25 protein-coding genes and 1 other RNA gene are annotated in these 26613 nt (G+C 42.0%); 20 read left to right on the top strand and 6 right to left on the bottom strand.

Annotation, left to right across the window (positions count from 1 at the left end; translation table 11 throughout):
- The first annotated feature begins 35 nt into the window (after positions 1-35).
- From DI077_RS05765 to DI077_RS05720, 10 genes are all read left to right on the top strand, one after another.
- The gene (locus DI077_RS05765; RefSeq protein ID WP_109018456.1) at positions 36-1097 is read left to right on the top strand and encodes a sulfate ABC transporter substrate-binding protein; all 1062 of its coding nucleotides are present in this window, start codon (positions 36-38) and stop codon (positions 1095-1097) included.
- Between the two features lie 22 nt (positions 1098-1119).
- The gene (cysT, locus tag DI077_RS05760) at positions 1120-1947 is read left to right on the top strand and encodes a sulfate ABC transporter permease subunit CysT (protein WP_109018455.1); all 828 of its coding nucleotides are present in this window, start codon (positions 1120-1122) and stop codon (positions 1945-1947) included.
- Complete coding sequence (gene cysW, locus DI077_RS05755; protein ID WP_109018454.1) at positions 1944-2756, top strand: sulfate ABC transporter permease subunit CysW; 813 nt, start codon at positions 1944-1946, stop codon at positions 2754-2756. The genes cysT and cysW overlap by 4 nt, the downstream gene beginning before the upstream one ends.
- Before the next feature lie 6 nt (positions 2757-2762).
- Entirely contained in the window at positions 2763-3827 is a 1065-nt protein-coding gene (locus DI077_RS05750) for a sulfate/molybdate ABC transporter ATP-binding protein (protein WP_109018453.1), read from the top strand.
- Positions 3828-3943: 116 nt separating this feature from the next.
- Complete coding sequence (locus DI077_RS05745) at positions 3944-4666, top strand: phosphoadenylyl-sulfate reductase (protein WP_109018487.1); 723 nt, start codon at positions 3944-3946, stop codon at positions 4664-4666.
- Between the two features lie 5 nt (positions 4667-4671).
- On the top strand, positions 4672-5580 hold the full coding sequence (cysD, locus tag DI077_RS05740; RefSeq protein WP_109018452.1) for a sulfate adenylyltransferase subunit CysD: 909 nt from the start codon (positions 4672-4674) through the stop codon (positions 5578-5580).
- On the top strand, positions 5580-6812 hold the full coding sequence (locus DI077_RS05735; protein WP_109018451.1) for a sulfate adenylyltransferase subunit 1: 1233 nt from the start codon (positions 5580-5582) through the stop codon (positions 6810-6812). Before cysD ends, DI077_RS05735 begins: the two co-directional genes overlap by 1 nt.
- 259 nt (positions 6813-7071) lie before the next feature.
- Complete coding sequence (locus tag DI077_RS05730) at positions 7072-7476, top strand: thiol-disulfide oxidoreductase DCC family protein (RefSeq protein ID WP_109018450.1); 405 nt, start codon at positions 7072-7074, stop codon at positions 7474-7476.
- A gap of 88 nt (positions 7477-7564) precedes the next feature.
- Positions 7565-8635 carry a TauD/TfdA family dioxygenase gene (locus tag DI077_RS05725; RefSeq protein WP_109018449.1) on the top strand — a complete coding sequence of 357 codons (1071 nt, stop codon included), beginning with the start codon at positions 7565-7567 and terminating at the stop codon, positions 8633-8635.
- Between the two features lies 1 nt (position 8636).
- Positions 8637-9551 carry a bile acid:sodium symporter family protein gene (locus tag DI077_RS05720; protein ID WP_109018448.1) on the top strand — a complete coding sequence of 305 codons (915 nt, stop codon included), beginning with the start codon at positions 8637-8639 and terminating at the stop codon, positions 9549-9551.
- A gap of 171 nt (positions 9552-9722) precedes the next feature.
- On the opposite strand, the gene DI077_RS05715 is transcribed toward DI077_RS05720, so the two are convergent.
- Complete coding sequence (locus DI077_RS05715) at positions 9723-11393, bottom strand: NADPH-dependent assimilatory sulfite reductase hemoprotein subunit (protein ID WP_109018447.1); 1671 nt, start codon at positions 11391-11393, stop codon at positions 9723-9725.
- A gap of 15 nt (positions 11394-11408) precedes the next feature.
- A complete protein-coding gene (locus tag DI077_RS05710) occupies positions 11409-13106 on the bottom strand; it encodes a diflavin oxidoreductase (protein ID WP_242935375.1) in 1698 nt (565 codons plus the stop codon).
- A 387-nt stretch (positions 13107-13493) separates the two neighbouring features.
- Between DI077_RS05710 and cobA the strand changes: the two genes are divergently transcribed.
- Together cobA and DI077_RS05700 are read left to right on the top strand one after the other, a co-directional pair.
- On the top strand, positions 13494-14288 hold the full coding sequence (gene cobA, locus DI077_RS05705; protein WP_109018445.1) for a uroporphyrinogen-III C-methyltransferase: 795 nt from the start codon (positions 13494-13496) through the stop codon (positions 14286-14288).
- A gap of 4 nt (positions 14289-14292) precedes the next feature.
- Positions 14293-14889: a precorrin-2 dehydrogenase/sirohydrochlorin ferrochelatase family protein gene (locus DI077_RS05700; protein ID WP_109018444.1), complete on the top strand. Its 597-nt coding sequence runs from the start codon at positions 14293-14295 to the stop codon at positions 14887-14889.
- Between the two features lie 174 nt (positions 14890-15063).
- On the opposite strand, the gene DI077_RS05695 is transcribed toward DI077_RS05700, so the two are convergent.
- Complete coding sequence (locus DI077_RS05695) at positions 15064-15675, bottom strand: LBF_1134 family protein (RefSeq protein ID WP_109018486.1); 612 nt, start codon at positions 15673-15675, stop codon at positions 15064-15066.
- A gap of 48 nt (positions 15676-15723) precedes the next feature.
- An RNA gene (gene rnpB / locus DI077_RS05690) (RNase P RNA component class A) lies at positions 15724-16075 on the bottom strand.
- 146 nt (positions 16076-16221) lie between these two features.
- Here rnpB and DI077_RS05685 point away from each other — a divergent pair.
- Positions 16222-16647 (top strand): hypothetical protein, encoded by a 426-nt coding sequence (locus DI077_RS05685; RefSeq protein ID WP_174705604.1) that lies wholly within the window; start codon positions 16222-16224, stop codon positions 16645-16647.
- A 12-nt stretch (positions 16648-16659) separates the two neighbouring features.
- Here DI077_RS05685 and msrB read toward each other — a convergent pair whose 3' ends face one another.
- Positions 16660-17058 (bottom strand): peptide-methionine (R)-S-oxide reductase MsrB, encoded by a 399-nt coding sequence (gene msrB, locus DI077_RS05680; protein WP_109018443.1) that lies wholly within the window; start codon positions 17056-17058, stop codon positions 16660-16662.
- Positions 17059-17236: 178 nt separating this feature from the next.
- Here msrB and DI077_RS05675 point away from each other — a divergent pair, with 178 nt between their 5' ends.
- Genes DI077_RS05675 through hemG form a run of 7 tightly spaced genes read left to right on the top strand, consistent with a single transcriptional unit; the run spans position 17237 to position 25536 of the window.
- Positions 17237-18115 carry an NAD(P)-binding domain-containing protein gene (locus DI077_RS05675; RefSeq protein WP_109018442.1) on the top strand — a complete coding sequence of 293 codons (879 nt, stop codon included), beginning with the start codon at positions 17237-17239 and terminating at the stop codon, positions 18113-18115.
- The gene (locus DI077_RS05670; protein WP_109018441.1) at positions 18100-19632 is read left to right on the top strand and encodes a type 2 periplasmic-binding domain-containing protein; all 1533 of its coding nucleotides are present in this window, start codon (positions 18100-18102) and stop codon (positions 19630-19632) included. The genes DI077_RS05675 and DI077_RS05670 overlap by 16 nt, the downstream gene beginning before the upstream one ends.
- A 13-nt stretch (positions 19633-19645) precedes the next feature.
- The gene (gene hemB, locus DI077_RS05665; RefSeq protein ID WP_109018440.1) at positions 19646-20596 is read left to right on the top strand and encodes a porphobilinogen synthase; all 951 of its coding nucleotides are present in this window, start codon (positions 19646-19648) and stop codon (positions 20594-20596) included.
- Positions 20593-21882, top strand: coding sequence for a glutamate-1-semialdehyde 2,1-aminomutase (gene hemL / locus DI077_RS05660; RefSeq protein WP_109018439.1), 1290 nt, complete (start codon positions 20593-20595; stop codon positions 21880-21882). Before hemB ends, hemL begins: the two co-directional genes overlap by 4 nt.
- 20 nt (positions 21883-21902) lie before the next feature.
- Entirely contained in the window at positions 21903-22937 is a 1035-nt protein-coding gene (locus DI077_RS05655) for a uroporphyrinogen decarboxylase family protein (RefSeq protein ID WP_109018485.1), read from the top strand.
- Entirely contained in the window at positions 22924-24273 is a 1350-nt protein-coding gene (gene hemN, locus DI077_RS05650; RefSeq protein ID WP_109018438.1) for an oxygen-independent coproporphyrinogen III oxidase, read from the top strand. Before DI077_RS05655 ends, hemN begins: the two co-directional genes overlap by 14 nt.
- Positions 24274-25536 carry a protoporphyrinogen oxidase gene (gene hemG, locus DI077_RS05645; protein WP_109018437.1) on the top strand — a complete coding sequence of 421 codons (1263 nt, stop codon included), beginning with the start codon at positions 24274-24276 and terminating at the stop codon, positions 25534-25536.
- 57 nt (positions 25537-25593) lie between these two features.
- Here hemG and hemH read toward each other — a convergent pair whose 3' ends face one another.
- Positions 25594-26607 (bottom strand): ferrochelatase, encoded by a 1014-nt coding sequence (gene hemH, locus DI077_RS05640; protein WP_167837061.1) that lies wholly within the window; start codon positions 26605-26607, stop codon positions 25594-25596.
- Positions 26608-26613: the final 6 nt, after the last annotated feature.

Here is a 26613-nt window from a genome sequence, read left to right as displayed (position 1 = left end):
AAAAAATCCGATTTAGCAGCATAGGTGATACGAAAATGGATAATAACACTAAAAAATCGGGAAAATCAAGAATCGGTAAAATCGGACAAGGGATTTCCTTCCTTACAGTTTTTGCGAGTCTGTCTTTCTCAGGGATCTTCGGGCAAACACTTCTGAACGTTTCTTTTGATCCTACAAGAGAACTTTATGAAGATGTGAATAAACAATTTATCGAAATTTGGAAAAAGAAAACCAAAGCCACTTTGGAAATCCAACAATCCCACGGCGGTTCCGGAAAACAAGCCCGCGCGGTAATCGACGGATTGGAAGCGGATGTGGTAACTCTTGCACTTGCCTATGATATAGATAGCATTGCCGAAAAATCAAAGTTAATCGATGAAAATTGGGAAAAACAATTTCCAAACCACTCCACACCTTACTACTCTACCATTGTATTTTTAGTTCGAAAAGGAAATCCGAAAGGGATCAAAGATTGGGATGATTTGGTAAAACCGGGAACCGGACTCATTACACCTAACCCGAAAACTTCGGGAGGAGCTCGCTGGAACTATCTTGCTGCTTGGGGATATGCTAAAAACAAGTATAAAACCGAAGAAAAAGCGACTGAATTCATCAAAGCTATCTTCAAAAACACATCCGTATTGGACACGGGAGCCCGCGGATCAACGACTACATTCGTACAAAGAGGAATCGGTGATGTTCTGATTACTTGGGAAAATGAAGCCGAACTTGCGTTATCCGAGTCCAGAAAAGAAAACGGCGGAGTTGCTAACTATCAAATCGTTTACCCTTCGGAAAGTATCAAAGCGGAAACTCCCGTTGCGATCGTATCCAAAGTGACTGCGAAAAAAGGAACGAACGAAATAGCAAAAGCTTATCTTGAATTTCTCTATACTAAAGAAGGACAAGAAACCGTGGCGAAACATTTTTTCCGCCCGATTGATGCAGGCATTTTAAAAGCGAATGCTTCCAAATTCCCTGCTGTAAAAGTTTTTGATATTCGTGAAATCGAAGGATCTTGGAAAAACGCTCATAAGAAACATTTTTCTGATGGGGGAATTTTTGATTCGATTTATGAGCCAGCGCCAGGAAAGTAACAATTAATTATACTTTTCGCAAATGAATTTAACAATTCGACCTTACTCCAAAACGAGTTTCGGTTTAACCCTCGGAACAACTGTCTTTTACATCAGTATCATGGTGGTTGTTCCGCTTTTGGGACTCTTCTTTCAAACCGCTTCCATCGGCTGGGCCGGGCTTTTGGATGTTTTCCGGGAAGACCGGATTCAAAAAGCACTGGTCTTAAGTTTTACCGTCGGAGGAATCTCCGCGATCATCAATATGTTCCTCGGATTCTTATTTGCCTGGGTGCTCGTTCGTTATGAATTTCCCGGCCGCAAACTGATCGATACCTTAGTCGATCTTCCTTTTACACTGCCAACCGCTGTCGCGGGAATCGCACTCGCTTCCATCTATTCTCAAAACGGATGGATTGGTAAATTATTCGCACCTTTCGATATTAAAATCGCATACACACCCGCCGGTATCATCATCGCTTTAGTATTTATCGGTTTTCCCTTCGTGGTTCGCACCGTACAACCGGTGTTAGAAGATTTACCTAAGGAATTGGAAGAAAGCGCTTATTGTCTGGGGGCCACTTCTTTCCAAACATTTAGAAAAATCATTTTTCCCGAACTCTGGCCGTCGCTTCTTGCGGGAACGGGAATGGCATTTGCCCGTAGCATCGGAGAATACGGGTCCGTAGTTTTTATCTCGGGAAACCTGCCCGGAAAAACGGAAATTTTACCCCTACTCATTGTCACCAAACTGGAACAATACGAATACGGAAAGGCCACCGGAATCGCCGTGGTAATGCTTGTGCTTTCCTTTGCCATTATGTTTCTGATCAACTACTTCCAAAGTAGATTCACAAGGAAGTTTTCATGAAAAGAAACAAACTTCCCGTTTCGAAATTTTTACTGATAGGGCTTGCCTATTTTTTCGCCGTCTTAGTTCTGATTCTGCCGATTGCCACGGTATTCATTGAGGCATTCGCACATGGTGTGGACGGTTATGTCAAAGCGCTCCAGGACAAAGACACCCTATCGGCCGTTTGGTTGACTATCAAAGTGGCGCTTATCGCGGTTCCTGTGAACACATTGTTCGGACTCGTTGCCGCTTTCACTCTCACTCGTTTCGAATTCCCGGGCAAAAACATTATCATCACAATTTTGGATTCTCCTTTCGCGGTCTCACCTGTCATCTCCGGTCTCATTTTCCTACTCATCTTCGGAAGACAGGGTTGGCTCGGAGAAACGTTGATGGAATACGATATCAAAGTTGTTTTCAATACACCGGGCCTTGTCATCGCTACCATCTTTATCACTCTTCCTTTTGTGGCACGGGAACTGATCCCTCTTATGCAAAGCCAGGGAAAAGAAGAAGAGGAAGCGGGGATTTTACTCGGAGCATCTCTTTTTCAAACCATCAGAAAAATCATCCTCCCCAATATCAAATGGGGACTCATGTACGGGATTATCTTATGCAATGCGAGAGCCATGGGAGAGTTCGGTGCGGTTTCCGTTCTTTCGGGGCATATCCGCGGAAAAACAAATACTCTTCCTTTGCAGATTGAAATGCTTTATAACGAGTATAATTCGGTCGGTGCTTTTTCCGCAGCCACATTACTTGTATTTTTATCTTTACTCACTCTTGTTTTAAAGATCTTTCTTGAAAAAAATATAAGGGCTAAGTGAAATCATATGTCTATTGAAATTCAAAACCTAAACAAATACTTCGGAAGCTTCCATGCCCTAAAAGATATCAATCTTTCCATCAAACACGGAGAGCTTGTTGCCCTACTCGGCCCGTCGGGGAGCGGAAAGACAACTTTACTTAGAATCATTGCAGGACTGGAAGCACCTGACACAGGAAAGGTGGTTTTCCATGATGAAAACCAATCCGCTTCCGAGGTAAAAAACGGAGAAGTGGGATTCGTATTTCAACATTACGCACTGTTCCGTCACATGAATATTTTTGAAAATGTTGCATTCGGTTTGAAAGTAAGACCCTCCAAACAAAGGCCTTCCAAGTCGGAGATTGAAGACCGGGTTTACAAACTTTTAAAGTTAGTCCAGTTGGAAAATTATCATAAGAGATATCCGAGTGAACTCTCCGGTGGACAAAGACAGAGAGTCGCTCTCGCCCGTGCTCTTGCTATTGAACCAAAGTTTTTATTATTGGATGAGCCTTTCGGCGCATTGGATGCAAAAGTCAGAAAAGAACTCCGAACCTGGCTCAGACGATTGCACGACGAAATTCATATAACAAGCGTTTTTGTTACACATGATCAGGAAGAGGCGCTGGAAGTAAGTGATTCGGTTGTCATTCTAAGAACCGGAAAAATAGAACAGATCGGCAGTCCGGACGAAGTTTACAACAAACCGAAAAGTCCTTTTGTATTCAACTTTCTCGGCGACGTGAATTTATTTCACGGCAGAGTCCAGGAAGGCAAAGCGAAGATCGGAGACATCCACATGGAAACTCCCGAACATTCCGAAGTCCGGGACTCGGAAGCTGTGGCATACGTCCGCCCTTATGATGTGGAAATCCTTCGTTCTGCGCAAGATGGAATTCCTGCGGACATCCAATACATTCATTCCACCGGTAGAAATGTTCGTATCGAACTGAAACGTCTGGACACTGGCACTCTCATCGAATCCGTTTTGGAACAGGAAAATTTTCGGGAGCTCAACCTTTTGCCGGGAGAAACGGTCTACCTTAGGATACGAAAGGCGAAAGTTTATGTGAATGATTTTACGATTTGATTCCTTCTTTGCCTTAAGCGAGAAACTTTACTCAATATACTTTACAATCCATCCAATAAACAATACATTGTTTAATATATTGATTCTTTGCCACAGAGATCCGTTCTATGACTATGATTGATCCCGCACCTCTTGAAACTAAAATGCAAAATCTAGGATTGGAAGAATCCCTTTCCTTTCTGGATAAGGAATATGGAAGCCAAGCTGTGTTTTCCACAAGTTTCGGTTTGGAAGACCAAGCGATCACGCACGCGATTCTTTCCGGGAATTTAAAAATCCGAATCGTAACTCTTGATACGGGAAGACTCTTTCGGGAAACTTACGAACTTCACCAAATCACAAACGACAAGTACAATGCCAGGATCGAAACTTATTTTCCCGATGCGGAAAAATTGGAAAAATTTGTAAATGCAAACGGGCCCGATTCATTTTATGCATCCGTAGACAATAGAAAAGAATGTTGTCATATCAGAAAAGTGATTCCCTTGGAACGAGCATTAAACGGTGCCAAGATTTGGATTACGGGAATCAGAAAAGAACAATCGGGATTTCGAACGGAAATGTCTAAATTCGAAATCGATTCCGCCAAACAAATAGTAAAGTATCACCCCATCCTTGATTGGACCTGGGAAGATACGAAAAAATACGTCAAAGATAAAAACATTCCTTACAACCCCCTCCATGACAAAGGTTATCCCAGTATCGGATGTGCTCCTTGCACGAGAGCCATTGAACCGGGAGAAGATTTCCGCGCAGGAAGATGGTGGTGGGAAAACGAATCCGCGAAAGAATGCGGTCTCCACTGGGTGGATGGAAAATTAACACCTAAAAAAGGATAGAACTCATGACTACAAAATCCAGACTTTCCCACTTACAACAGTTAGAAGCCGAATCTATTTATATCCTCAGAGAAGTAGCAGCCCAATTTGAAAGACCGGCATTACTTTTTTCCGGAGGAAAAGACTCCATCACACTGGTTCATTTGGCTTTGAAGGCATTCCGTCCTGGCAAATTTCCCTTTCCCCTTGTTCATATCGATACTGGCCACAACTTTCAGGAAGCATTGGACTTTAGAGACGAATTGGCCGCTAAAATCGGAGAGAAACTGATCGTACGTTATGTACAGGACTCGATCGACCAGGGGAAAGCCGTAGAAGAAAAAGGAAAATTTCCAAGTAGAAACGGAATTCAAACGGTAACATTACTGGATACCATCGCCGAATTCAAGTTTGACGCTTGTATCGGCGGAGCAAGACGCGATGAAGAAAAAGCGAGAGCAAAAGAAAGAGTATTTTCAGTCAGAGACGAATTCGGTAGCTGGGATCCGAAATTGCAAAGACCGGAACTTTGGAATATTTACAACGGTAAAATCCATGTGGGAGAAAACGTAAGAGTATTTCCTATCAGCAACTGGACAGAGCTGGATGTATGGGAATATATCCGTTCGGAAAACATCGCATTGCCTTCGTTATATTTCTCTCATAAAAGGGAAATCGTATGGAGAGACGATCTTGTTTTTCCAGTCTCGAAATTCATCACCTTGGACAACACGGACAAAGTGGAAGAAAGAACGGTTCGATTCAGAACAGTCGGCGACATGACTTGCACTGCCGCAGTGGAATCCGAGGCAAATCATATCGATGATATCATTCGCGAAATTCAAATCTCCCGCACAACGGAAAGGGGCTCCCGATTGGACGATAAAAGATCGGAAGCCGCAATGGAAGATAGAAAAAGAGGAGGTTATTTTTAATGGATTTATTAAGATTTATCACTGCAGGAAGCGTCGACGACGGCAAATCAACCCTAATCGGTAGACTACTATACGACAGCAAATCCGTTTTCCAAGACCAATTGGATGCGATCGAAAGAGCAGGCCAAGTCAACGGGGAAATCAATCTGGCTCTACTCACGGACGGCCTTAAAGCAGAAAGAGAGCAAGGCATCACAATCGACATCGCCTATAAGTATTTTTCGACTCCCAAAAGAAAATTTATCATCGCAGATGCACCGGGCCATGTGCAATATACGCGCAATATGGTAACGGGGGCTTCTAACTCTGATTTGGCGATCATCCTGATTGATGCGAGAAAAGGTGTGATCGAACAAACTTACAGACATTCCTATATCGTCTCCCTTCTTCGGATACCTTATGTTGTAGTTTGCATCAACAAAATGGATTTGGTTGATTTTTCGGAAACGAGATTTGAAGAGATTAAAAACCAATACACCGAATTTGCAAAAGACCTCGGACTTGAATCCATAGAATTCATTCCTATCTCAGCTCTCAGAGGAGACAATGTTGTCGATCCTTCAACAGATATGGGTTGGTGGAAAGGAAATACTTTACTCGGTTATCTGGAAGAAGTGGAAATTCTTTCCGATGAAAAAAAACACCAGCCGCGATTCCCTGTTCAATATGTAATTCGTCCGCAAACAAACGAACATCACGATTACAGAGGTTATGCGGGACAAATCCGCAGTGGAAGTTTCAAAAAAGGCGATCAAATCACGGTTCTCCCGAGCGGTTTAAAATCCAAAATCAAATCCATAGATACGTTTGCCGGTTCCATTGATGAAGCCCATGCACCTATGTCGGTTACCATTTTATTGGAAGATGATATTGATATCAGCCGGGGAGATATGATCGTTCCCGCAAACGAAGAACCTTCCGTCTCTCAGGAGCTCGAGGCGGATATCTGTTGGATGGATGCAAAATCACTTTTACCTGGGAACAAATATCTTCTCCGCCAAACAACTGGTTCGGTGAAATCGGCAGTAAAAGAAATCAGTTTCCGAATCGAAACACAAACTCATGAAAAAAAGTCAGCTGACCAACTCTCCTTGAATGAAATCGGTCGGATCAAAATCAAGACCGCCAAACCGATTGCATATGATCCATACGCACACAATCGGGGAACAGGAAGTTTCGTTTTGGTGGATGAAGGAACGAACAACACCGTCGGCGCTGGGATGTTGATTTAAAACGTAGAAAAGGACAGATCGGATACTCTCTTCGCAAATCCGAAAAGGCCGGCGATTTCCGGCAAAAAGGCGAACTTTTTGTGAAAAAAAATCCGGGAAACCGATATCCCGATTGCCGAAAAATATTTTCTGTGTTAGGTGTTTTCCGGCAGCCCACGAGCCACACCCCCCAACCCTACACAGGGCGGGGGCCACAGATCCACCCCCACATTATGTCGCATCCCAAAACCCATACTCCCCGTCTAAATAAAGGAACATCATGACAGAACCTCAAAATATACTTCTATTTGACGGAGTCTGCAATCTCTGCAACGGTGTTGTCCAATTCACAATCAAAAACGACCCAAAAGGCAAATTCAAATTTGCCGCCTTACAATCGGAAGCAGGTCAAAGTCTTTTGAGAAAATTCAATCTTCCGAAAGAGGACTTCGACTCATTTGTACTTGTTCAAGGAGACCGGTTTTATCTTCGCTCCACGGCAGGTCTCCACGTATTAAAAGAGTTAGGTGGTCTCTGGAAAATCTTTTACATACTTATCCTCTTCCCCCCTTTCCTTCGTGATTTTGTATACACTCTGGTGGCAAAATCCAGATACAGATTGTTCGGTAGAACAGAAGCATGTATGATGCCAACACCAGAACTTAGATCCCGCTTTCTGAATTGATTCCAGGACTCGTCCAATATCACCAAAAAAATATCCAATATAGCAGAAACGACTTGTAATAAAAAAACAGTCTTTTGAAACTGGAAAAATGGTAGTCCGCAGCACAGTCAAAAAACCTTCGATTTTCGAGAAAACTTTCCTATCGGAAGAAAAACTTCCCATTGTCTATCGTGCAACTGAGGGAGCGAATAAAGATTCGATTGTAAATTGGATCGGTAAAAACGAAAAAGAATGGCAGAGGGACCTGGGACTTTACGGCGCTATTTTGCTCCGGGGATTCGGGTTAAAAACCGCTCTGGATTTTGAAGCGGTAGCACTTGCCACAAAAGATAAGTTAGGTGATTTTTATCTGGGAACTTCTCCGAGAGACAAACTTACCGATTATGTTTTCACAGCTAGCGAACTCCCAGCCCACTACCCTATCATGCAACATGCCGAAATGAGTTTCTTGGACAACCCTCCCAAAAGACTTTTTTTCTTCGCAAAACAGGCCAGCTATTACGGTGGAGAAACTCCGCTGACAGATCTTAGAAAAGTTTATAGTCTGATAGACCCTGCAATCAAAAAGAAAATCGAAGCCAAAGGGATTCGTTACCAAAGAAAATACGACGGGCCAAGTTCAGGATCCAGATTTTCTTTATGGAAAACAAAACGTTGGGATGAAATGTTTAATACAACTAACATTTCCGAGGTGGAAAAAATTGCAAAAAAGAACCGTTTCGACTTGAAATGGGAAGGAACAGATTCTCTTACAATCTTCAATAAACAATCCGGCTTCAGAAAACACCCTAAGTTGGGAACCACTGCATGGCATAACCATACCCAAGTGTTCCATTTTGATACACCGGTCATAGAAGTCTGGAAAATCTTCAAAAGACAAAAAACTTTGCGCTCACTTGGCGTAGCCCTTCTTCTAACGGTCATTACTTGGTTTAAAAAACTCGGCGATTCCTCAAACTATGCGATGCATGTCACTTACGGAGACGGAGAAGAATTCACTTCCAAGGAAATCTCCGCCATTTGTAATACCTTCTGGGAAAATCTCTCTGCATTCCGTTGGGAAAACGGGGATGTTCTCATCATTGATAATTATTCCGTATCCCATGGACGTCTACCATTCAACGGAGATCGTGAGATCTTAGTAAGCTGGACCGCATAAAATGGATCTAAATGATGTTAGGTTAAATTTCAACAAAGACAGCTTATTTTTACTCAATCTGTTTGTGGCTTTTATTATGTTCGGGATCGCTCTCGACTTGAAAAAAGCCGATTTTATCAATTTACTAAAAAATCCGAAACCGGCTTTTGCAGGAATCTTCAGCCAATTCATACTATTACCACTTCTAACACTTGCTATACTGTATACGGTCAATCCGCATCCCGGCCTCGCTTTGGGGATGATACTTGTGGCGGTTTGTCCCGGCGGGAATATGTCCAATTTTTTCAGTTTGCTTGCCGGTGGAAACCTGGCACTTTCGATCGGGCTCACCGCTTTTTCCTCAACGGTGTCCGTTTTTACAACTCCGCTCGGATTCTTTTTTTGGGGAAGCTTATACCCTCCTTCCCAAACTTACCTTCGTTCCATCGCTTTGAATCCGGCCGAGATGTTCGTATCGATTTTATTTATACTGATTACACCTTTACTACTCGGGATTTTATTCAGTTACTTCTTCCCTAAAATCGCAAACAAATTGAAAAAACCGATCCGTTATTTCTCCTTAGCATTGTTAGTTGTATTTATCATAGGTGCACTCTCCGCCAACTGGAAGTATTTTTTGAATTATATCCATATACTTTTCGGACTAGTCTTTTTAATGAACGCAGCCGGTTTGTTCGGCGGTTATTTTTTTGCAAAAATCCTGAAATTGCCGATCGCGGACAGAAGAACCATCGCGATTGAAACAGGGATTCAAAACTCAGGGTTAGGGCTTGCACTTGTTTTCGGATTCTTTGACGGGTTGGGAAGTATGGCTTTAATCTGCGCGTGGTGGGGAATCTGGCATTTGATCAGCGGTTGGTTGCTCTCTACTTATTGGAACTACCGATCCAAAAAAGAAAGTCCAACAACCGCATAACAAACGATTGCTGCTTCTCTTGAAAAACTATCATCTATCGTAAATTTTCGGGCGCCATTTCCGGCTGTCAGTCGGCGAGGGCGCTCCTTCCATCCGGGGCGCAAAAAGAAACGAATTCAGAATAGAACCCGTTTCTCTTCAAAAATATTTCTTAAAATTCAAAATAGGGAATTAATTCAAAATTCCGATCCGATTGGTAAAATCACCGAAGGATTCTTTGCCGTTACGATCTTTGGAAAAACGTCCGAACAAATTGTCCAGCTCTCCCAAGATCGCAGTCTCATCCAAATTCTCTTTGTATTTTTTATTCAATCTCATCCCTTCCCAATCCGCTCCCAGATGAAGGTTGTATTTTCCGTAAGCGGTTCCCACAAGTCCTATCTCGGAAATATAAGGTCTCGCACATCCGTTAGGACAACCGGTCATTCGGATCGAAATCGGTTCCGATTGTAAATTATGTTTGGAAAGAAGTCCTTCGATTTTATCTACCAGAATCGGAAGGTATCTCTGTCCTTCCGCCAATGCCAACGAACAAGTGCTCAATGCCACACAAGCAATCGAATTTTTGCGAATGGGAGAGGCTTCCGTGGTTTTTTTGTGGACACCGTATTTGACAAGAATGGATTCGATCGTATCCTTATCTTTCGGAAAAATATCGGAAAGAATTACATTCTGGTTGCAGGTAAAACGAAATACCGCCCTTCTTGTTTTGGAAACTTCCAGCAGCGCGGTTTTTAAAAGATAACCGTTTTCATCCAATACTCTACCGTTTTCCACAAAAACAGTATAATGCCAGTTACCCGCCTTATCTTGCGACCAACCGAATTCATCCGTGCGGGTAGTGAATTTGAAATCGCGGGCTTTTTCAAAACCGATCCCGGTCCTTTTTTCCACTTCCGCTTTATAAAAATCCAAACCCAAACGATCAACAGTGTATTTCAGTCTAGATAGTTTTCGATCTTCCCTGTTTCCAAAATCCCTTTGCACCGTTACAATTTCATATACGACTTTTAAAATATCCTTTTTAGGAACAAAGCCGATGACTGATCCAATTCTAGGATACGTATCAGGATTTCCATGAGTGGTTCCGAGTCCTCCACCGATGGAAACATTAAATCCCTGCAATACATCATTTTCAATGATTGCTATAAGACCTATATCATTTGTCAGAATGTCTACATCATTATAAGGAGGAATCGCAATTGCGATCTTAAACTTTCGAGGTAAATAAAGATCTTTGTATAAAGGATCAAGAGGTTCTTCCTTCTCAGCTAACTTCTCTTCATCGAGCCAGATTTCATAATACGCTCTGGTTTTTGGCAACAAAGAACGGCTGATTTCTCCCGCATATGAAAACACTTCTTTGTAGATGGGAGATGTCGAAGGATTGGCGGTGCATGTTACGTTCCTATTTACATCCCCGCAAGCTGCGACTGAATCCAAAAAAACCTGATCAAATGCTTTGATCGTCGGTTTGATTTTTGATTTTAAAATTCCGTGCAATTGAACCGTTTGTCTGGTTGTAATTTTAATCGTCCCCGTTGCATTTTGACCCGCTACATTATGCAAAGCTTCCCAATGAACCGGTCCGATCATTCCGCCTGGAATACGAAGACGAATCATAAACGAATAAAGTCTTTCCAGTTTCTTTAACGCGCGTTCGTCTCTTCTGTCGCGATCATCCTGCTGGTACATTCCGTGAAACTTCAATAATAATTGATCATCGGAACGAAGGGAACCCGTATGTTCATCCTTCAAACTTTCGGCCAGGGTTCCTCGCAAACCACGACTCAATCTCTTGACTTTTTCGGCTAATGATTCTTTTTTTTCAGGTGTGGACATATTATATATTTATCCTTAATAAACGTCTTTTTTATATCTTCCGGACTCTTCCAATTCTTTTAAAAAATCGGAAGCATCTATCTCGGTACGAAATGTTCTTCTGGAAAGTATGTCTATGAGCTTTGCATCTACGTCTTTGCTCATCGGATCTTTCGATCCGCAAAGATAAATATAGGCTCCTGCCTCGATCCATTTCAGAAGTTCCGTTGCATTTTCTTCCATCCGGTCCTGAACATATACTTTCTGTTTGGTGTCACGGGAAAAAGCGGTATTGAGTCTATTCAAAAGACCGGTGTCCATAAAAGCCTGGAGCTCGGTTTGGTAGTAAAAATCGGAGACAAAATTTCTTTCTCCGAAAAACAACCAGTTTTTACCGCTTCCCCCTGCTGATTCCCTTTCGAAAAGATAAGAGCGGAAAGGTGCAATCCCAGTTCCCGGCCCTATCATAATCAAATCGGAGTCAGGCGGAGGTAGTCGGAAGGAAGGATTTTTCTGAATGAAAAATTGAATGGAGGAACCTTCCGCAAATGAAGAAAGATATCCGGAACAAAGCCCAGGCTTTGTTCCGGTTCTGGTTTCGATTTCCAATTCGGCAACCGTTAGGTGAACTTCCTTTTCTCCATGTGCGGCGGGAGAAGAAGCAATGGAATAATATCTGGGAACCATAGGTTCCAAAATCTCAAAGATTTTTTTGGAATCAAAACCGGAATCAAACTTAAAATCGGTAAGAAGCGCATCCAAGTCCTTTCTACCGGGTACTACGGTTTTACCAGTTAATTCTTCGTATTTTTTAATCACTCTTTCCGGTAAAAACCGAATGGAAAGTTTTTTTGTCAGAAGATCCCCTGCCATCCAAGTTTCGCCTTGCCATTGGATTCGATCTTCTTTTCCCAACCCGAGCAGTTTCAAAACATCCGCCACTTCCGACTCAGAATTATGTGCGAAAAAACCGGCACTGTCTCCGGGCTCATAAGCAACGGAAGAATCCGCTTTCAATTCGATATGCCTGGTCGACTTGGTAGCGCCAACATCATTTAATACTAGATTGGTGATAACTTTCGCGTCATACACAGCTCTTCCTGCCGGTTTGGCTGCTTTCTGATTCGCAGTCGTTTTTGCCGCTACCGTATTGGAAGAACTGATGGCTAGTTTCCTTACAACATCATCAATCCAAGGCAATGCCACCGCTTCATAATCAACGTCACATTTGCCCAGTTCATGAATTCTAGTTCCACCAAGAGCGTTCAGCATTGAGTCTACGTCTTCCCCCGTTTTACAAAACAAAGGATAGGAGGTGTCACCTAGCGCCAGTATAGCGAATTTGAGATTGGATAAAGGATTTTTTCTTTCCTGCAATCCTGTTACAAATGATTTTGCAGCTGCAGGAGGATCTCCGTCTCCATGAGTGGCGATAATTACAAAAAAATACGACTCATCGTCCAAGTCGGACAGTTTGTACTGTTCGGTACTTTTCACTTTTGCGGAATGGCCGGCCGCTTTTAATTTTTTTACAAATTCAGTGGATAATTTTTTGGAATTTCCTGTTTCCGTTCCATAAACCACCATACACGAGATAGGTGCCGGTTTGACTGACTCGACTTCTGCAGGTAAAAACGAGGTGTTCGTGTCTTCACCTGCGGAACCGACGACCCTTGTCGTAGTAGGAGGAAGTGCACCTAAGGTTTCCGTAAGTGCGGATAAATATCCATTCATCCACACCCACTCGTCTTTAGTGGTCTCTTTTAAAAGCTGAAGGAATTTGGCTCGTTTATCATCCGAAAGCATGGAGCAGCGGGGTCCTTAAAGATATATTTAGTCCGATGGAGCGAGAATTTTGCGCGAAAGACCCGAAGGTTCTTAGCGTAATTTGAAATTTGCAGAAAAAATTCAGTAAAACGTCCAAATGGTCTTATAAATTAAATGATCCATGCAATTCCACCCTAGGGTAAATAAAAAAATGGGAGAATTGTAAAAAATATTGGCAGAGTTTGCTATTTCATTCGAATTTTTCGAAAGATCTTCTGCTCAAACGAACGTTGCATTCAACTTCGCAGAGAAAATCTTGACGAAGAAAAGAAACCCTAAGTAAACTATATTTAGATGGATCCCCAAATCAAAACAGAGCCCTTTCCAAAGTCCGGCCGTGGCTTTGTCAGTTTTGTAGGAGGCGGACCCGGGTCGGTCGACCTGTTGACTGTGCGTGGGTTGGATCGGATTCAAAAGGCGGAAGTGATTTTATATGATGCACTTCTTGATTCTTCTTATTTGGAAATTTTTCCGGATCATGCCATCTGCCTCTATGTGGGAAAACGCAGCGGCCAACATTCCCGCACGCAGGAAGAAATTAATTCCTTACTTACCGAGTATGCTTTATCGGACAAACGAGTTGTCCGTCTGAAGGGAGGCGATCCTTCCATATTTGGTCGGTTAGCTGAAGAATTGGAAGCGTTGAAAAAGAGCAACATCCCCTTTGAAATCATTCCGGGAATCAGTTCCGTTACCGCAGGCGCGGCCGCTTTGGAAACATCTCTTACTCTCAGAGGAATTTCCAGACAAGTAATCATTCTGGACGGACACACCATTTTGGAAGATGAGAAAAGTTGGTCGGGTATGGAAAATTTCCAAGGGACTATAGCCATACTCATGGGAACCGGAAAGATCAAAGAGCTTGCTGAAAAATTGATCGACAAAGGGATCTCACCAAACACTCCTATGGCACTAGTGGAAAATATCTCCGGTAAAAACGAAATATTCTCCATAACAACTCTTGATGAAGCAAAAACCAAAGGGATTCAAAAAATATCCACTGGCCCCGGCATTCTTTATGTCGGCGAAGCCATTCGCATTCGACCAAATCAAAAAAGTTCAGAACAAATTACGACCGTAATACGATAATCCTTTGGCAAAAAAATATCCCATCTTCCTGAATCTTGAGAACAAAAACGTTCTGCTGATCGGGGGAGGACTTGCCTGTTTGGAAAAACTCCAAGGTTTGGACGGAACCTTTGCTCGCATAACAATCATTACAAAAGAAGTCAATCCTTTCGTTCAAAATTGGACGGAAGAACATACTGACATTATTCTACAAATCAGAGAAGCGAAAGAAGAAGACCTCGTCGGTCGCGATTTGATTTTTATTGCAACCAATGATTCCGAAACCAACAAACGATTTCGATTGCACGCAAATTCCCTCGGTATTTTGGCAAATGCAGTCGATGATCCTCCCAATTGCGATTTTTATTCCTCGTCTCTGGTAGATTTAGGTCCGGTTCAATTTTCCATTTCCACAGACGGGAAATTTGCCGGTTTGACAGCCACATTACGTAAGTTATTTGAAGATATAATTCCGAAAGAAGACGGGGAATTATTTGAAAGATTGTTTTTGGTCCGAAAAACATTGAAGGAAAGATTGCCTGATCAAAATGAAAGAAGGACGGTCTTAAAAAAAATCATCCTGGAGCTTGAGGAAAAGTATTTCGGGAAAAAAGGTTTGTGACATAATTATGGCGCGGGTGGAATCGGTAGCCCCCACCCTGCATAGGGATTGGGGGGAGTGGATCGTGGGCTCGCACCCAAACACCTAACACAAAAATACCTTCCCGCCAAGGCGAATCCGCATTTCTCCAATTTTTTTCAATATAAGTTCGCCTTTCTGCCAATTACTACCGGACTACTCCTTGAATTTGACAATAATACTGGTTTGCTGAAATTCGTTTTCCCAAAAAGAAGCAAGAGGCAAATTGACAACGACTTTTCCCCCTCCGTCGTGGCGGGCAGTCCAATCCCCCGGAGTACGTGATTCGGCGAAGACCACATCTTTTACGTTAAATGGTAAAAATATTTCGAACTGAATGTGTTCTGCCAAATTATTAAAACGGTAAATATCATCTCTGGTTTTTGCTTCTTTGACCAAGGCCAAAACTTCCTCTTTATTGATTTCAAGAGTCTTTAGCAAAGGAGACAGGGAAGATGTGTCTACGGTAATAAGAAACGTGGAGTAGTCTTCTCCCTGTTCCTTATAGATGACAAATCGAATCCCCGGAGGCAGAACGGATGTTATATTTTTAAACTGAAAAGTCCTTTCTCTTAAGATCAATTCTGTTTCGGAAACAGGAGAAAGATAAGACCCAAGCCCGATGGATGACGGAGTTTTGTTTTTAATCTTTTTTTGATAGATGGAAAAATTGCCGGAAAGATCCGGATTCAATTTGATTTTGATATTTCCACCTGCGCAAAAACTAAGTCCCAAAAGTAAAAAACTTAGAATCAGGTATTGTTTCATAAAACTATACTGGAGATCCATGGAAAAGAAATGAAGTGAAAAAGAAAAAAGTAGCCTTGGCCCGTAAGCCGGATTCTGTTCTATGTGATCATTTATCTAATGCTCTCTACCCACAACCTGGCGGGACAGGCTCATAACGGTTGTTTACTTGAGATTGCACATCGGAGGGTTTACCATGCCTTATTTTTTACAAAATAAGCGGTGGGCTCTTACTCCACCCTTTCACCCTTACCAACTAAAATAGTTTCGGCGGTTTGCTTTCTGTTGCACTTTCCGTATAAAAAGGGTCTCCCCGTTTCACCCCGAGGATTACTCGGTCCGATTGTCCCCTAGTGTCCGGACTTTCCTCCCCCTAGGAAACGTTACCGTTTTTCTAAAAGGCGATCACTCGACCAAGGCTATCTTACAGTTTCTTTTTTTATCAAAAGAAGTCTAGTCGATTTATTTTGGATTATTTGGCATGATTACTGCATTAGTTACATTGTGCAACATTCTCGCCTATTATTCCAAATAATCCTCTGTCTATTTGTCGCAATAATAGGCGGGTTGCCTAATCTCTACGCAAATCCTGTCTTAGACAAAACTGCGGAAGAAATCCTTCATGAGGTTCGTCTTTCCCGCATCCCCCAGATCATCGAAGATTTAGAGGAAAAAGCAAAACATTCCATTACAACGAACCGTTACTCGGAAGCCAGAGAATATCTGAAAAAAGCAATCGTTCTCAAATCCGCAATCGGAATGAAAGATTCGGAAGGGAATGCAGAATTATTAACTATGATCTCCCGCATAGAATCCAAATTGGGGAATCAATGCGAAGCGAATCAATTGTCCAAACTCGCCAGAAAAATTTATCACAGAATCGGTGTTAACTTTGGAGCGGTCAGCTTTGAAGAAAAACCCGGCCCTTCTCCCACTGCCGTTGTAGCAAAAAACTGCGGAGAAACAGTAACCTGGCTCTCCGAATCAAAATAAAATTTCTTATCCCTATCCTTCCTTTTTAAAAGTTAAGGATAATGAATTCACACAGTATCTAAGTCCTGTAGGTTTGGGACCGTCCGGAAACACATGACCGAGATGGGCGTTGCATTTGCTGCAATGGATCTCCACCCTTTGCATGGAATGACTTTTATCCACTTCCGTTTCAATTGCAGATTCGTTGATGGCTTGGTAATAACTAGGCCAACCGCTCCCCGATTCATACTTTGTTTCGGAATCAAATAATTCCTGTCCGCAACATACGCAGAGATAAGTTCCTTTCTCTTTATGTTGGTAGTATTCGCCCGTAAAAGGACGTTCTGTACCTTTATTTCTTGTTACATGGTATTGCTCGGGAGTGAGTTTTTGTTTTAATTCATCTTCAGAGATTTGGATTTTATCAACCATAGTGGTCATTAGACGCATAAGAGCCTCGCCTTACCAAAAGAAACTGATCGTACATATCAATTTTTTACATGCTTCTCTCGGCGAATAAAATGAGAATGAGAATCAATTAAGAAAATTATTTTTTCAAAGGCTGACAATCCCGTGACAAATAGAAGCTTAATTCTGATAAGATAGAATCATGTGGGGAAACCTAATCGTATTGCATGATGATGCGGAAGATAGAGCTACGAAGGAACTGGACGGTTTCGTTTCCTGGCATACTTGCATGCGCTCCGTTTATATCGGCGATGACAGATTGGTTTCCACAGAAAACATCCCTGAAAACATTTCTCTCCACAACGGCTTTGCAGCATACCAATTGATTTTGGAAATAGTCACAGGAGTTCATTCCCGACTTTTCGGAGAAAGTGAGATTCTCGCCCAATTTCGGGATCGTTTCCGAAAGGAAAATCTGAACGATTCTCCATTTTCGAAAAACTTACACAAATTACGTGATCAAATTTTGGAACAAACAAAAATCGTTCGTTCCAAACTACTAACCGGACAAGGAAGACAGACTTACGGTAGCATTGCAGATTCCTTTTTAGAAGAAAACGAGTCTATTAGTTTATTCGGAAGTGGTAAATTAGCCGAAGCCATTCTCCCCTACTTAATTCAGAAAGGCAGATCGGTTACAGTCATAGCAAGAAACCCGGAACGATTGTCCGAATTGAAATCACGTTACTCAATTCAAACCTCACTTTGGGAAGACTATACCGACAGATCGGAATCTTTAGTGATCGCATCTTCCTATTTTCCGGAAAAACTCACTCCAAATATAAAACCGAAACGATTGATTATAGATTTTCGTGCCGAAACCGAATTGGAACACATTCCTCAGAATACCAAATATATTTCCTTTAAGGAAATCTTAGCAAATATCACCGAAACGGAAAATCATCTGACAAACCTTCGCCCTCAAATTCTTTCTTTAATTGAAGAACTAACACGAGAACGCGAAGAAGAACAAATTCATCTTTTACACGGATGGGAAGACTTAGCTTGTCTAGAAAAATAACAATTGGCGCAAGATCTTCCACTCTGGCCAAACTCCAAGCTTATACCGTCGGTAAAAAACTAAAAGATACAAACCCCGACCTTACGATCGTTTACAAATTCAAAGAAGCTTCCGGGGATAAGGATCTGACAAGTCCTCTCTGGCAAATTGCAGGAAAAGGAATTTTTACCAAAGACCTGCAAGATGATTTATTAAAGAACGAAGTGGATGCCATTGTACATTCCTGGAAAGATTTGGATCTTGAAAAAAGACAAGGAACATCCGTTATCTCCGTATTACCTAGGGAAGATCAAAGAGATGTTTTATTATTTAAAAAATCCGCCTGGCAAAATCCCGATCAGAATTTGACATTTTGCACTTCCTCACCCAGAAGAGAGTTCAATCTGCAAAAATTCTTTTCCGAATACCTACCCGATCCTTTGGCAAAATCAAACCTGTCTTTTTCCCCCATCCGTGGAAATGTACAAACCAGGATCAAAAAATTTTTGGAAAGCGACGCACACGGTTTGATTATCGCAAAAGCTGCGTTAGATCGTTTATTGAATTCGGATTTTTTATCAGAAGATATATCGGAATTTGCCGAGATCCGGAACTTTTTACGTCATTCGTTAAATCAATGTTTGCTTATGATTCTTCCTCTTTCTTTGAACCCGAACGCACCGGCACAAGGCGCCCTTTGTGTGGAAGTTCGGGAAGACGAAAAGGAAACTCAAGATCTATTTTCAAAACTAACCGATCCGAAAGCGAAACAATCTTCGGAAACGGAAAGGGAAATATTATCCCGGTTTGGCGGAGGATGTCATCAGAAAATCGGTGTATCAGTAATCATCCGTCCTTACGGCCAGGTGAGGTTTTTGCAAGGTGAAACGGACGAAAAGGAAAACTTATCGAAAAAAGGAATCGAGCCGAAACCGGATCTTCATTTTTCCATCGATGAAGTTTGGCCTTCACAAGCTAAGATGGCGCAAAGGCAAAGAGAAAGAATAGCCTACAAAATACCACCTAATTCCGATTTATTTATCGCCCGTGGTTATGCATTCCCGCAGGATCTGATCATAGATCCGAAAACACAGATAGTTTGGACTTCAGGACTCACAACATGGAGAGAGCTTGCAAAAAGAGGAGTATGGGTACACGGTTCCGTTGACGGTCTTGGAGAATTGGAAGATCTGAAAATAGAAACCTTGTTCCATCGAAAACCGAATTTTGTCAAATTATCCCATCAAGATTCGGATCTTTCCAAGACAACTTACCAATTGATACCTACTTATCACCTTTCCGCTCCGGAGATTCCCGCAAACTTCGATCCGGAAAAGATCAAGGCTGCTTTCTGGAGAAGCGGATCCGAATTCAATATCATTACATCCAAATACCCTATCCTTAAAAAAGTAATACATTTCGTGGGCCCGGGCTCCACTTTTTCCAAAGTCAAATCTGAGTTAGGTGAAGAAGCAGCAAACAGGATTCACGTATGCCTTTCTTTTGAGGGATGGATCGAAAATCATATTACAAAATAATGCAACGAGACCAATGAACCATTTACGTAGAACCAAAAACTCACACCAGCTGAGAGAACTTTCAAGCAGTAGCTCCTTAAGTGCAAAAAAATTCATCCAACCTCTATTCATTGTAGAAGATCTGAAAGATAGGGAACCGATCGGCGGGATGTCCGGAGTCTATAGAGAATCCGAATCTTCCTTATACAAACAAATTGAATCCGATATCAATTCCGGTGTGGACCAATTCCTTTTATTTACCGTTCCGAAAAAAAAGTCGGATACGGAATTCAGTTCTTCTTTCTATCATAATGCCATATCCGGTATCAAAAAGGAATTCCCCCATATTTTTCTCTGGTTGGATACTTGTCTTTGTTCCGTTACAACCCACGGACATTGCGGTCATCTGGAACCGGATGGGAAAATTCACAATGCAAAATCCGTGAAACGATTGTCCAACTTAGCATTGTTATTTGCTGAAGCGGGAGCGGATGGAATTGCACCGAGCGATATGATGGACGGACGGGTCGCTTCGCATAGAAGCATCCTGGATTCCAACGGTTTTCATCATGTACCTATCATGAGTTATTCGACAAAATTCAAAAGTAATTTTTACGGTCCCTTCCGCGATGCTGCGGAATCGGCCCCTAGTTTCGGGGATCGTTCCACATACCAATTGGATGTAAGAGATCGGGAATCTGCAATTGCAGCATCCATCCGGGATGAAAAGGAAGGTGCGGATTTTTTAATGTTAAAACCGGGGATGACGTCCATAGACCTGGTTCTTCCCATAAAAGAAAAAACAAATCTTCCCTTAGGCGCCTACCAAGTCAGCGGAGAATATGCATCCATCGAATTACTTGCAAAAAACGGATTCTTAAAAAGAGAGGAAGGCCTTGTTGAAACCTGGAATGTATTCAGAAGAGCGGGAGTTTCGTTTTTGATCAGTTATGCGGCAAGAGAGGCCAAGAAATTATTTATATGAATTCCAAAGATTTATTCGAACGTTCCAAAAAAGTTTCTCCGGGAGGAGTTCATTCCCCCGTTCGTTCTTTCGCCTCTGTAGGAGGTACTCCCGTCTTTTTTCAAAAGGCGGAAGGCGCAAAATTATTCGATGTGGAAGGCAAAGAATATATCGACTATTGCCAAAGTTTCGGACCTTTATTATTCGGTCACAGACATCCGGATATAGCAGGTGTTGTGCGAGAGACCGTGGAAACCGCATGGTCTTTCGGAGCTTGCGAACCTTATTCCCTGGAACTGGCGGAGTTTATCACATCCAAGATTCCTTGGGTGGAAAAGATAAGATTTGTAAACTCAGGTACGGAAGCTGTCATGAGTGCTCTCCGTGTAGCACGAGCCTCAACGGGAAGAAACAAAATCCTGAAATTCGACGGATGTTATCACGGCCACTTGGACGCGCTTCTAGTAAAAGCCGGCTCAGGGCTTGCGGGACTGAGTTCCAGCGATAGTGCCGGAATAGGAATTGAAATGATTCAAAATACTTTGGTTTTGCCCCTTGACGATGAATCTTCTCTCGAAGCACTCTTTCAAAAAGAAGGAGAACAAATCGCAGTCGTAGTAATAGAACCATTACCGGCTAACTATGGATTGTTGATCCAAAGAAAGGAATTTTTACAAAAGATCTCCATGCTTGCAAAAAATTACGGAGCATTGGTTTTGTTCGACGAAGTGATCTCCGGATTTCGAGTTGGCTTCCAGGGAATGGCGGGAGAGCTGGGAATCGAACCAGATCTGGTCTGTTATGGAAAAATTTTGGGTGGTGGATTTCCGGTAGGAGCTTATGCCGGTAAAGCCAAATATATGGATCTGGTTGCTCCGAGTGGTCCTGTTTATCAAGCAGGTACATTATCCGCAAATCCTTTCGGAATGAGAGCGGGGCTCGCTTCTTTAAAGAAAGCTTGGAATGAAAATCCTTACAAAACATTGGAAGAAGACTGTCGTTATTTTACCGGAGAGCTTGCGAGTCTATTGGATCGTTATACCGGTTTAAAATGGCAAGCGATATGTCACGGGTCTCTTTTTTGGTTTAAAGAATTCAGCGAAACACCTGTTCGAAATTTAACTCAAATCCCGAAAGGGCATAAGGAAAATTTCGCGCGATTATTTCATACATTGCTTAAAGAAGGAATCTACCTGGCACCTAGCGGATATGAGGTTGGGTTTCTTTCTACCGTTCATACAAAAGAGATTTTGAATGAAACCTTGAACAAAGCCGAATCCGGTTTAAAAAAGGAGTATTCCAAATGAAACTGGAAACCGTCACCCAAATCAGAAATCCCCGTTTTGCAAATGCTCTCGCAGGAATCCCACAAGACATTCCTCCGATCTGGTTTATGAGACAAGCGGGAAGATATCATTCCCATTACCGAAACTTAAAAGAAAAATACAGTTTCACCGAACTTTGCAAAAATCCGGAACTAGCCGCAGAAGTAGCATTAGGTCCTGTAAAAGAATTCGGATTCGATGTATCCATACTTTTTTCGGACATTCTGTTCCCATTGGAGGCATTAGGGATGGGATTGGACTACAATCCAGGTCCCGTATTATCCTTTCGCTTGGATTCGGAAAAGGATCTTTCCAAATTGAGATCATGTTCCGAAGCCATCGCCGGATTGGAATTTCAAAAAAAAGCAATGCTTCTGACTCGTGAAATTTTACCGAAGGAAACCTCTTTGATCGGATTCCTCGGCGGACCTTGGACTCTTTACACGTATGCATCTTCCGGAAAACACGATGGCAACCTGACTCATTCCAAAGTGAACTCCGGTTTGATTGCCGGTTTCTTTGAAATGATCATTCCCTTACTTTTGGAAAATCTACGCCTTCAATTGGAAGGTGGTGCGGAATTGGTTATGATTTTTGACACTGCTGCGGGAGATTTGAGTCCTTATTATTTCAAAGAGTATGTTGCCAAACCTCTGCAAAGGTTGGTTTCCCGATTCCCGGGGAAAGTAGGTTATTACGCAAAAGGAACCACCGAACATCAATTAGATCTAATAAAAAATATGGAAGGCCTTGCAGGATTCGGAATCGACCATCGATTCTCCATGGACCAGCTGCTAAAAGACGGTTACTCCCGCGGATTTTTACAAGGAAATTTCGATCAGTCTCTCCTCTTCTTGCCCAGAGATGAATTCAAAAAAGCACTCTTGAATTATTTGGAGCCTATCAAACGTCTAAGTAAAGAAGAAAGAAAAGGATGGGTATCCGGACTTGGGCACGGAGTACTGCAAGGAACACCTGAATCCAATGTCAAGGAAATGATCGAAATCATCCGCGAGGAATTCCATGTTAGCGCGTAAAGATTTATTAAGAAAATACGACATTCCGGCACCGAGATACACCAGTTATCCGACGGTTCCTTATTGGACGGATATGCCGAGTTCGGAGGAATGGATCGATTCTCTGGAAAACAGCCTTGCAAAACAAGATTCTTCTCTTGCGATTTACGTACATATACCTTTTTGCGAAACTCTATGCACTTTCTGCGGATGTAATACTTCCATTACAAAAAACCATACCGTGGAAGAACCGTATGTGGAATCAGTGATCAAAGAGCTGGATCTTTATATTTCCAAGATTTCCAATCTAAAGAACAGATCACTCGATGAACTACACTTAGGTGGCGGAACTCCGACTTACCTCTCGGAAAAAAATCTGGAATACCTGATATCAAACATAACCGGGAAATTGTCTCCCAATAAAAATGCAGAGTTTTCCATCGAAGTCGACCCTCGCAGAACGAGAAGAACCCAATTGGAGATCTTATACAAATACGGATTCAGAAGAATCAGTCTGGGAGTTCAGGACTTCGATGCGGAAGTACAGCGACTTGTCAATCGAATCCAACCGTTTGAAAATACCGAAAACATTACAGAAACCGCGCGTGAATTGGGTTATACTTCCGTAAATTTCGATCTGATCTACGGTCTTCCCAAACAAACAATCGCTTCCATGGAAAAAACGATCGAGCTCACTCTTTCTCTCCGCCCGGATAGAATCGCTTTTTACTCTTATGCACATGTACCTTGGATCAAATCATCCCAAAGACTTTTTACGGAAGAAGATCTGCCGAAATCCGAAGAAAAACGAGAGTTATACGAAAGGGGCAGAAAATTGCTGGAAGCCGGCGGCTATCAGGAAATTGGAATGGATCATTTCGCATTAAAGACGGATTCTCTATGGAAAGCTTCCGAGGAAGGCAAACTACATAGAAACTTTATGGGTTACAGTTCACACAAAACAGATGTTTTGCTGGGACTCGGAACATCTTCCATTTCGGAAACATCGGATTCCTTTCATCAAAATGAAAAATTGGAAATCAAATACAGAAGAATTGTGAATCAAGGAATCATTCCCAGCTTTAGAGGCCATAAACTGAACGACTCCGATAAAACAAGAAGACAGTTAATTCTGAAACTAATGACCACTTGGGAAGTTAAAATTCCAAGCGATTGGAAAGAGAATCTTAAAAATTACCTTCAGGAAATGGAATCGGACCATTTGATCGAATGGGATGAGGATCGGATCAAAATCACCGAAGACGGTCGTCCTTTCCTCAGAATCGTCTGTACCGCGTTAGATGAAAAGCTGAGAAATTCACAACCGAATTTTCCTATCTTTTCAAAAGCGATATAAGTGTCGGATTCGGTATTAATCGTCGGAGGAGGAATCAGCGGACTGGTCGCCGCATACTCATCCGTAAAACAAGGCAAAAAAGTAACTCTGATAGAAAGTTCCGATCGTTTGGGGGGAATGTTGGATACCTACAAAACGGAATTCGGATTAGTCGAAACTGCAGCAAACGGTTTGTTGAATTCCTACGCAACGGAAGAGCTACTTCAAGAATTAGGTTTAAATCCCATCCTACCCAAATCTTCCTCTAAAAAAAGATACTTTTGGATTGGAAACCGCCTGAAACAAATCCCTATCTCTTTTTTTTCCATCATTCGCGCCATTTTCGGTTTTTTATTTTTGAATGCAAAGCCGGAAGAAAACGAATCCTTCGAAAGTTGGAGTTTTAGAATATTCGGGAAAAAAGTATCCGCAAATCTCATTGAACCGGCTTTAGGTGGTATATATGCGGCAAAACTGAAAGACATGGATCCTAAGATGGTATTTTCCAAATTTTTTTGGAAAGAAGGAGATTCGGTTTATCGTAATTTCAAAAACTCGAAAAACAAATCCAAAAAAAAGCCCAAAACCAGAGGTTCGATATCATTTCAAGGAGGAATGAAGGATTTGATTTCAAGTCTGGTGAAAGTGCTGGAAGGTAAAATAAAATTTCGTTTAAAGACAGAAATTGTCGATTTGGAAACTTTAAAAAAAGAATATCCCGGTCATGAAATCATATTTTGCACCAACATCCGATCCACTTATCAGATATTAAATGAAACGAATCCGTCAGGATTTTTGAAACATGATATAAAACCGATTCCTCTTCTTTCGATTGCGACCATCACTTGTTTTACAAAAACAAATCTCTTGAAAAAACCGGGATTCGGGATATTATTTCCGAAAGATTCGGACGTCACCGCCAATGGAGTGCTCCTCAATGATTATATTTTCGAAGGAAGAGTCTTTGGAGAATTCCATTCGGAAACGTGGATTTATGCAGGTGATTTTCTTGACCACCTAACAAATGAAGACGTAATAGACTTGGTTAAAAAGGATAGAAAGAGAATATCAGTATCTTCCGCGGAAGAAGATATCGTTTCCGTCCACGCCAAAATATGGAAACAATCGTTTCCGATATATGGAAACGAATTACTCAAGTTCAATCGCTATCTTGATGAAATGGAAAACGAATCCTCATCCACTTCCCAACCGGTTCGCTTTTTAGGAAATTACAGATACGGAATCGGATTAAGAGGACTTATCGAATCCGCACTGAATCTATAGTTTCTGTTCCCAGAAATATGCAAAAACCCGATCCATAATGAATGGAATCGGGTTTTATCAAACTGATTCCAATATGAGATCGGAAAGTAGATCGATAAACAAGGGATAGGTTCCAAAGGAAGGAATTCTATGATAGGAAGATGCACCCGACTCTAATGCCAAATCCCTGAGTTCCACTCCTATCTCTTCCAAAGTTTCCAAATGATCGCTTACAAAACTGATAGGATACACTGCGATTCGTTTGCCCGATCTACCCAACTCGTGTAAAGTAGTCTTCGTATTAGGCTCCGTCCATTTGGCAGGACCTACCCTACTTTGATAAGACAAATGAACTTCTCCTGAAAATCCTTTTTCCCTCAGTCGTTTGGTGATTTCGGATACGGATGTTTCTATTTCATTCACATACGTATCTCCTTTCCGAATGAGTCTCATAGGAATTCCGTGGGCGGAAAAAACCAAATCAATCGTCTTCCAATCCTCGATCCCTTTCGTATTATCCGGATGAAGAAAATGATTTTCCGAAAGTTTTCCTTGAAAGTAATCAAGTATCAAAGAAGCGGATACATCCAGAAATCTGGTGTCCAAGCCGAATGGTTGCAACCAACCATTCCCATCTAACGGGTATTTACCTATAATTGATTCGGCAATTTTTGCAACGGACAAAACAGTCGAACGGGAATATTGCGGAAAAAGAGGGACCCAAATATGATTTGGCCCCGGGCCGTCCTCTTTTTTCAAAATATCTTTTAAGTTCGGGTAACCGCAAGCCATAGCAACCTGACCGAACCATTCGTCCGAAGTTTTTTCATTCAGAACTTTTACAACGGCAGTCGTTTGTTTGATCGTCTCATCAACGAGTGGACTCCCTCCTCCGAACCCCATGGACTCGTAGGTGGAACGCACCTTTGGCGCCCTTTTTTTGGCAATGTACTTAGCAAGTATTTGGCGAAGCGGCTCCCAAAGAGGAAGATCGAACACATAAGGATCTAAAAAAAGATCTCTTAAAAAAGTTTCGATTTCGAGAGCGGTCCTCGGACCACCCAGATTCAATAAAGTAATTTTTCGTTTCAATGATTT

It is taken from the genome of Leptospira kobayashii (assembly GCF_003114835.2).
Taxonomy (GTDB): domain Bacteria; phylum Spirochaetota; class Leptospiria; order Leptospirales; family Leptospiraceae; genus Leptospira_A; species Leptospira_A kobayashii.
Note: the sequence above shows the minus strand (reverse complement) of the source record. Positions and strands in the feature narration are given on the sequence as shown.

Excerpts from the sequence above, each read along its gene's own strand:
- DI077_RS05765 (WP_109018456.1), top strand. The coding sequence starts at position 36 with ATGGATAATAACACTAAAAAATCGGGAAAATCAAGAATCGGTAAAATC.
- cysT (WP_109018455.1), top strand. The coding sequence starts at position 1,120 with ATGAATTTAACAATTCGACCTTACTCCAAAACGAGTTTCGGTTTAACC.
- cysW (WP_109018454.1), top strand. The coding sequence starts at position 1,944 with ATGAAAAGAAACAAACTTCCCGTTTCGAAATTTTTACTGATAGGGCTT.
- DI077_RS05750 (WP_109018453.1), top strand. The coding sequence starts at position 2,763 with ATGTCTATTGAAATTCAAAACCTAAACAAATACTTCGGAAGCTTCCAT.
- cysD (WP_109018452.1), top strand. The coding sequence starts at position 4,672 with ATGACTACAAAATCCAGACTTTCCCACTTACAACAGTTAGAAGCCGAA.
- DI077_RS05735 (WP_109018451.1), top strand. The coding sequence starts at position 5,580 with ATGGATTTATTAAGATTTATCACTGCAGGAAGCGTCGACGACGGCAAA.
- DI077_RS05730 (WP_109018450.1), top strand. The coding sequence starts at position 7,072 with ATGACAGAACCTCAAAATATACTTCTATTTGACGGAGTCTGCAATCTC.
- DI077_RS05725 (WP_109018449.1), top strand. The coding sequence starts at position 7,565 with ATGGTAGTCCGCAGCACAGTCAAAAAACCTTCGATTTTCGAGAAAACT.
- DI077_RS05720 (WP_109018448.1), top strand. The coding sequence starts at position 8,637 with ATGGATCTAAATGATGTTAGGTTAAATTTCAACAAAGACAGCTTATTT.
- DI077_RS05715 (WP_109018447.1), bottom strand. The coding sequence starts at position 11,393 with ATGTCCACACCTGAAAAAAAAGAATCATTAGCCGAAAAAGTCAAGAGA.
- DI077_RS05710 (WP_242935375.1), bottom strand. The coding sequence starts at position 13,106 with ATGAATGGATATTTATCCGCACTTACGGAAACCTTAGGTGCACTTCCT.
- cobA (WP_109018445.1), top strand. The coding sequence starts at position 13,494 with ATGGATCCCCAAATCAAAACAGAGCCCTTTCCAAAGTCCGGCCGTGGC.
- DI077_RS05695 (WP_109018486.1), bottom strand. The coding sequence starts at position 15,675 with ATGAAACAATACCTGATTCTAAGTTTTTTACTTTTGGGACTTAGTTTT.
- msrB (WP_109018443.1), bottom strand. The coding sequence starts at position 17,058 with ATGGTTGATAAAATCCAAATCTCTGAAGATGAATTAAAACAAAAACTC.
- DI077_RS05675 (WP_109018442.1), top strand. The coding sequence starts at position 17,237 with ATGTGGGGAAACCTAATCGTATTGCATGATGATGCGGAAGATAGAGCT.
- hemB (WP_109018440.1), top strand. The coding sequence starts at position 19,646 with ATGAACCATTTACGTAGAACCAAAAACTCACACCAGCTGAGAGAACTT.
- hemL (WP_109018439.1), top strand. The coding sequence starts at position 20,593 with ATGAATTCCAAAGATTTATTCGAACGTTCCAAAAAAGTTTCTCCGGGA.
- hemN (WP_109018438.1), top strand. The coding sequence starts at position 22,924 with ATGTTAGCGCGTAAAGATTTATTAAGAAAATACGACATTCCGGCACCG.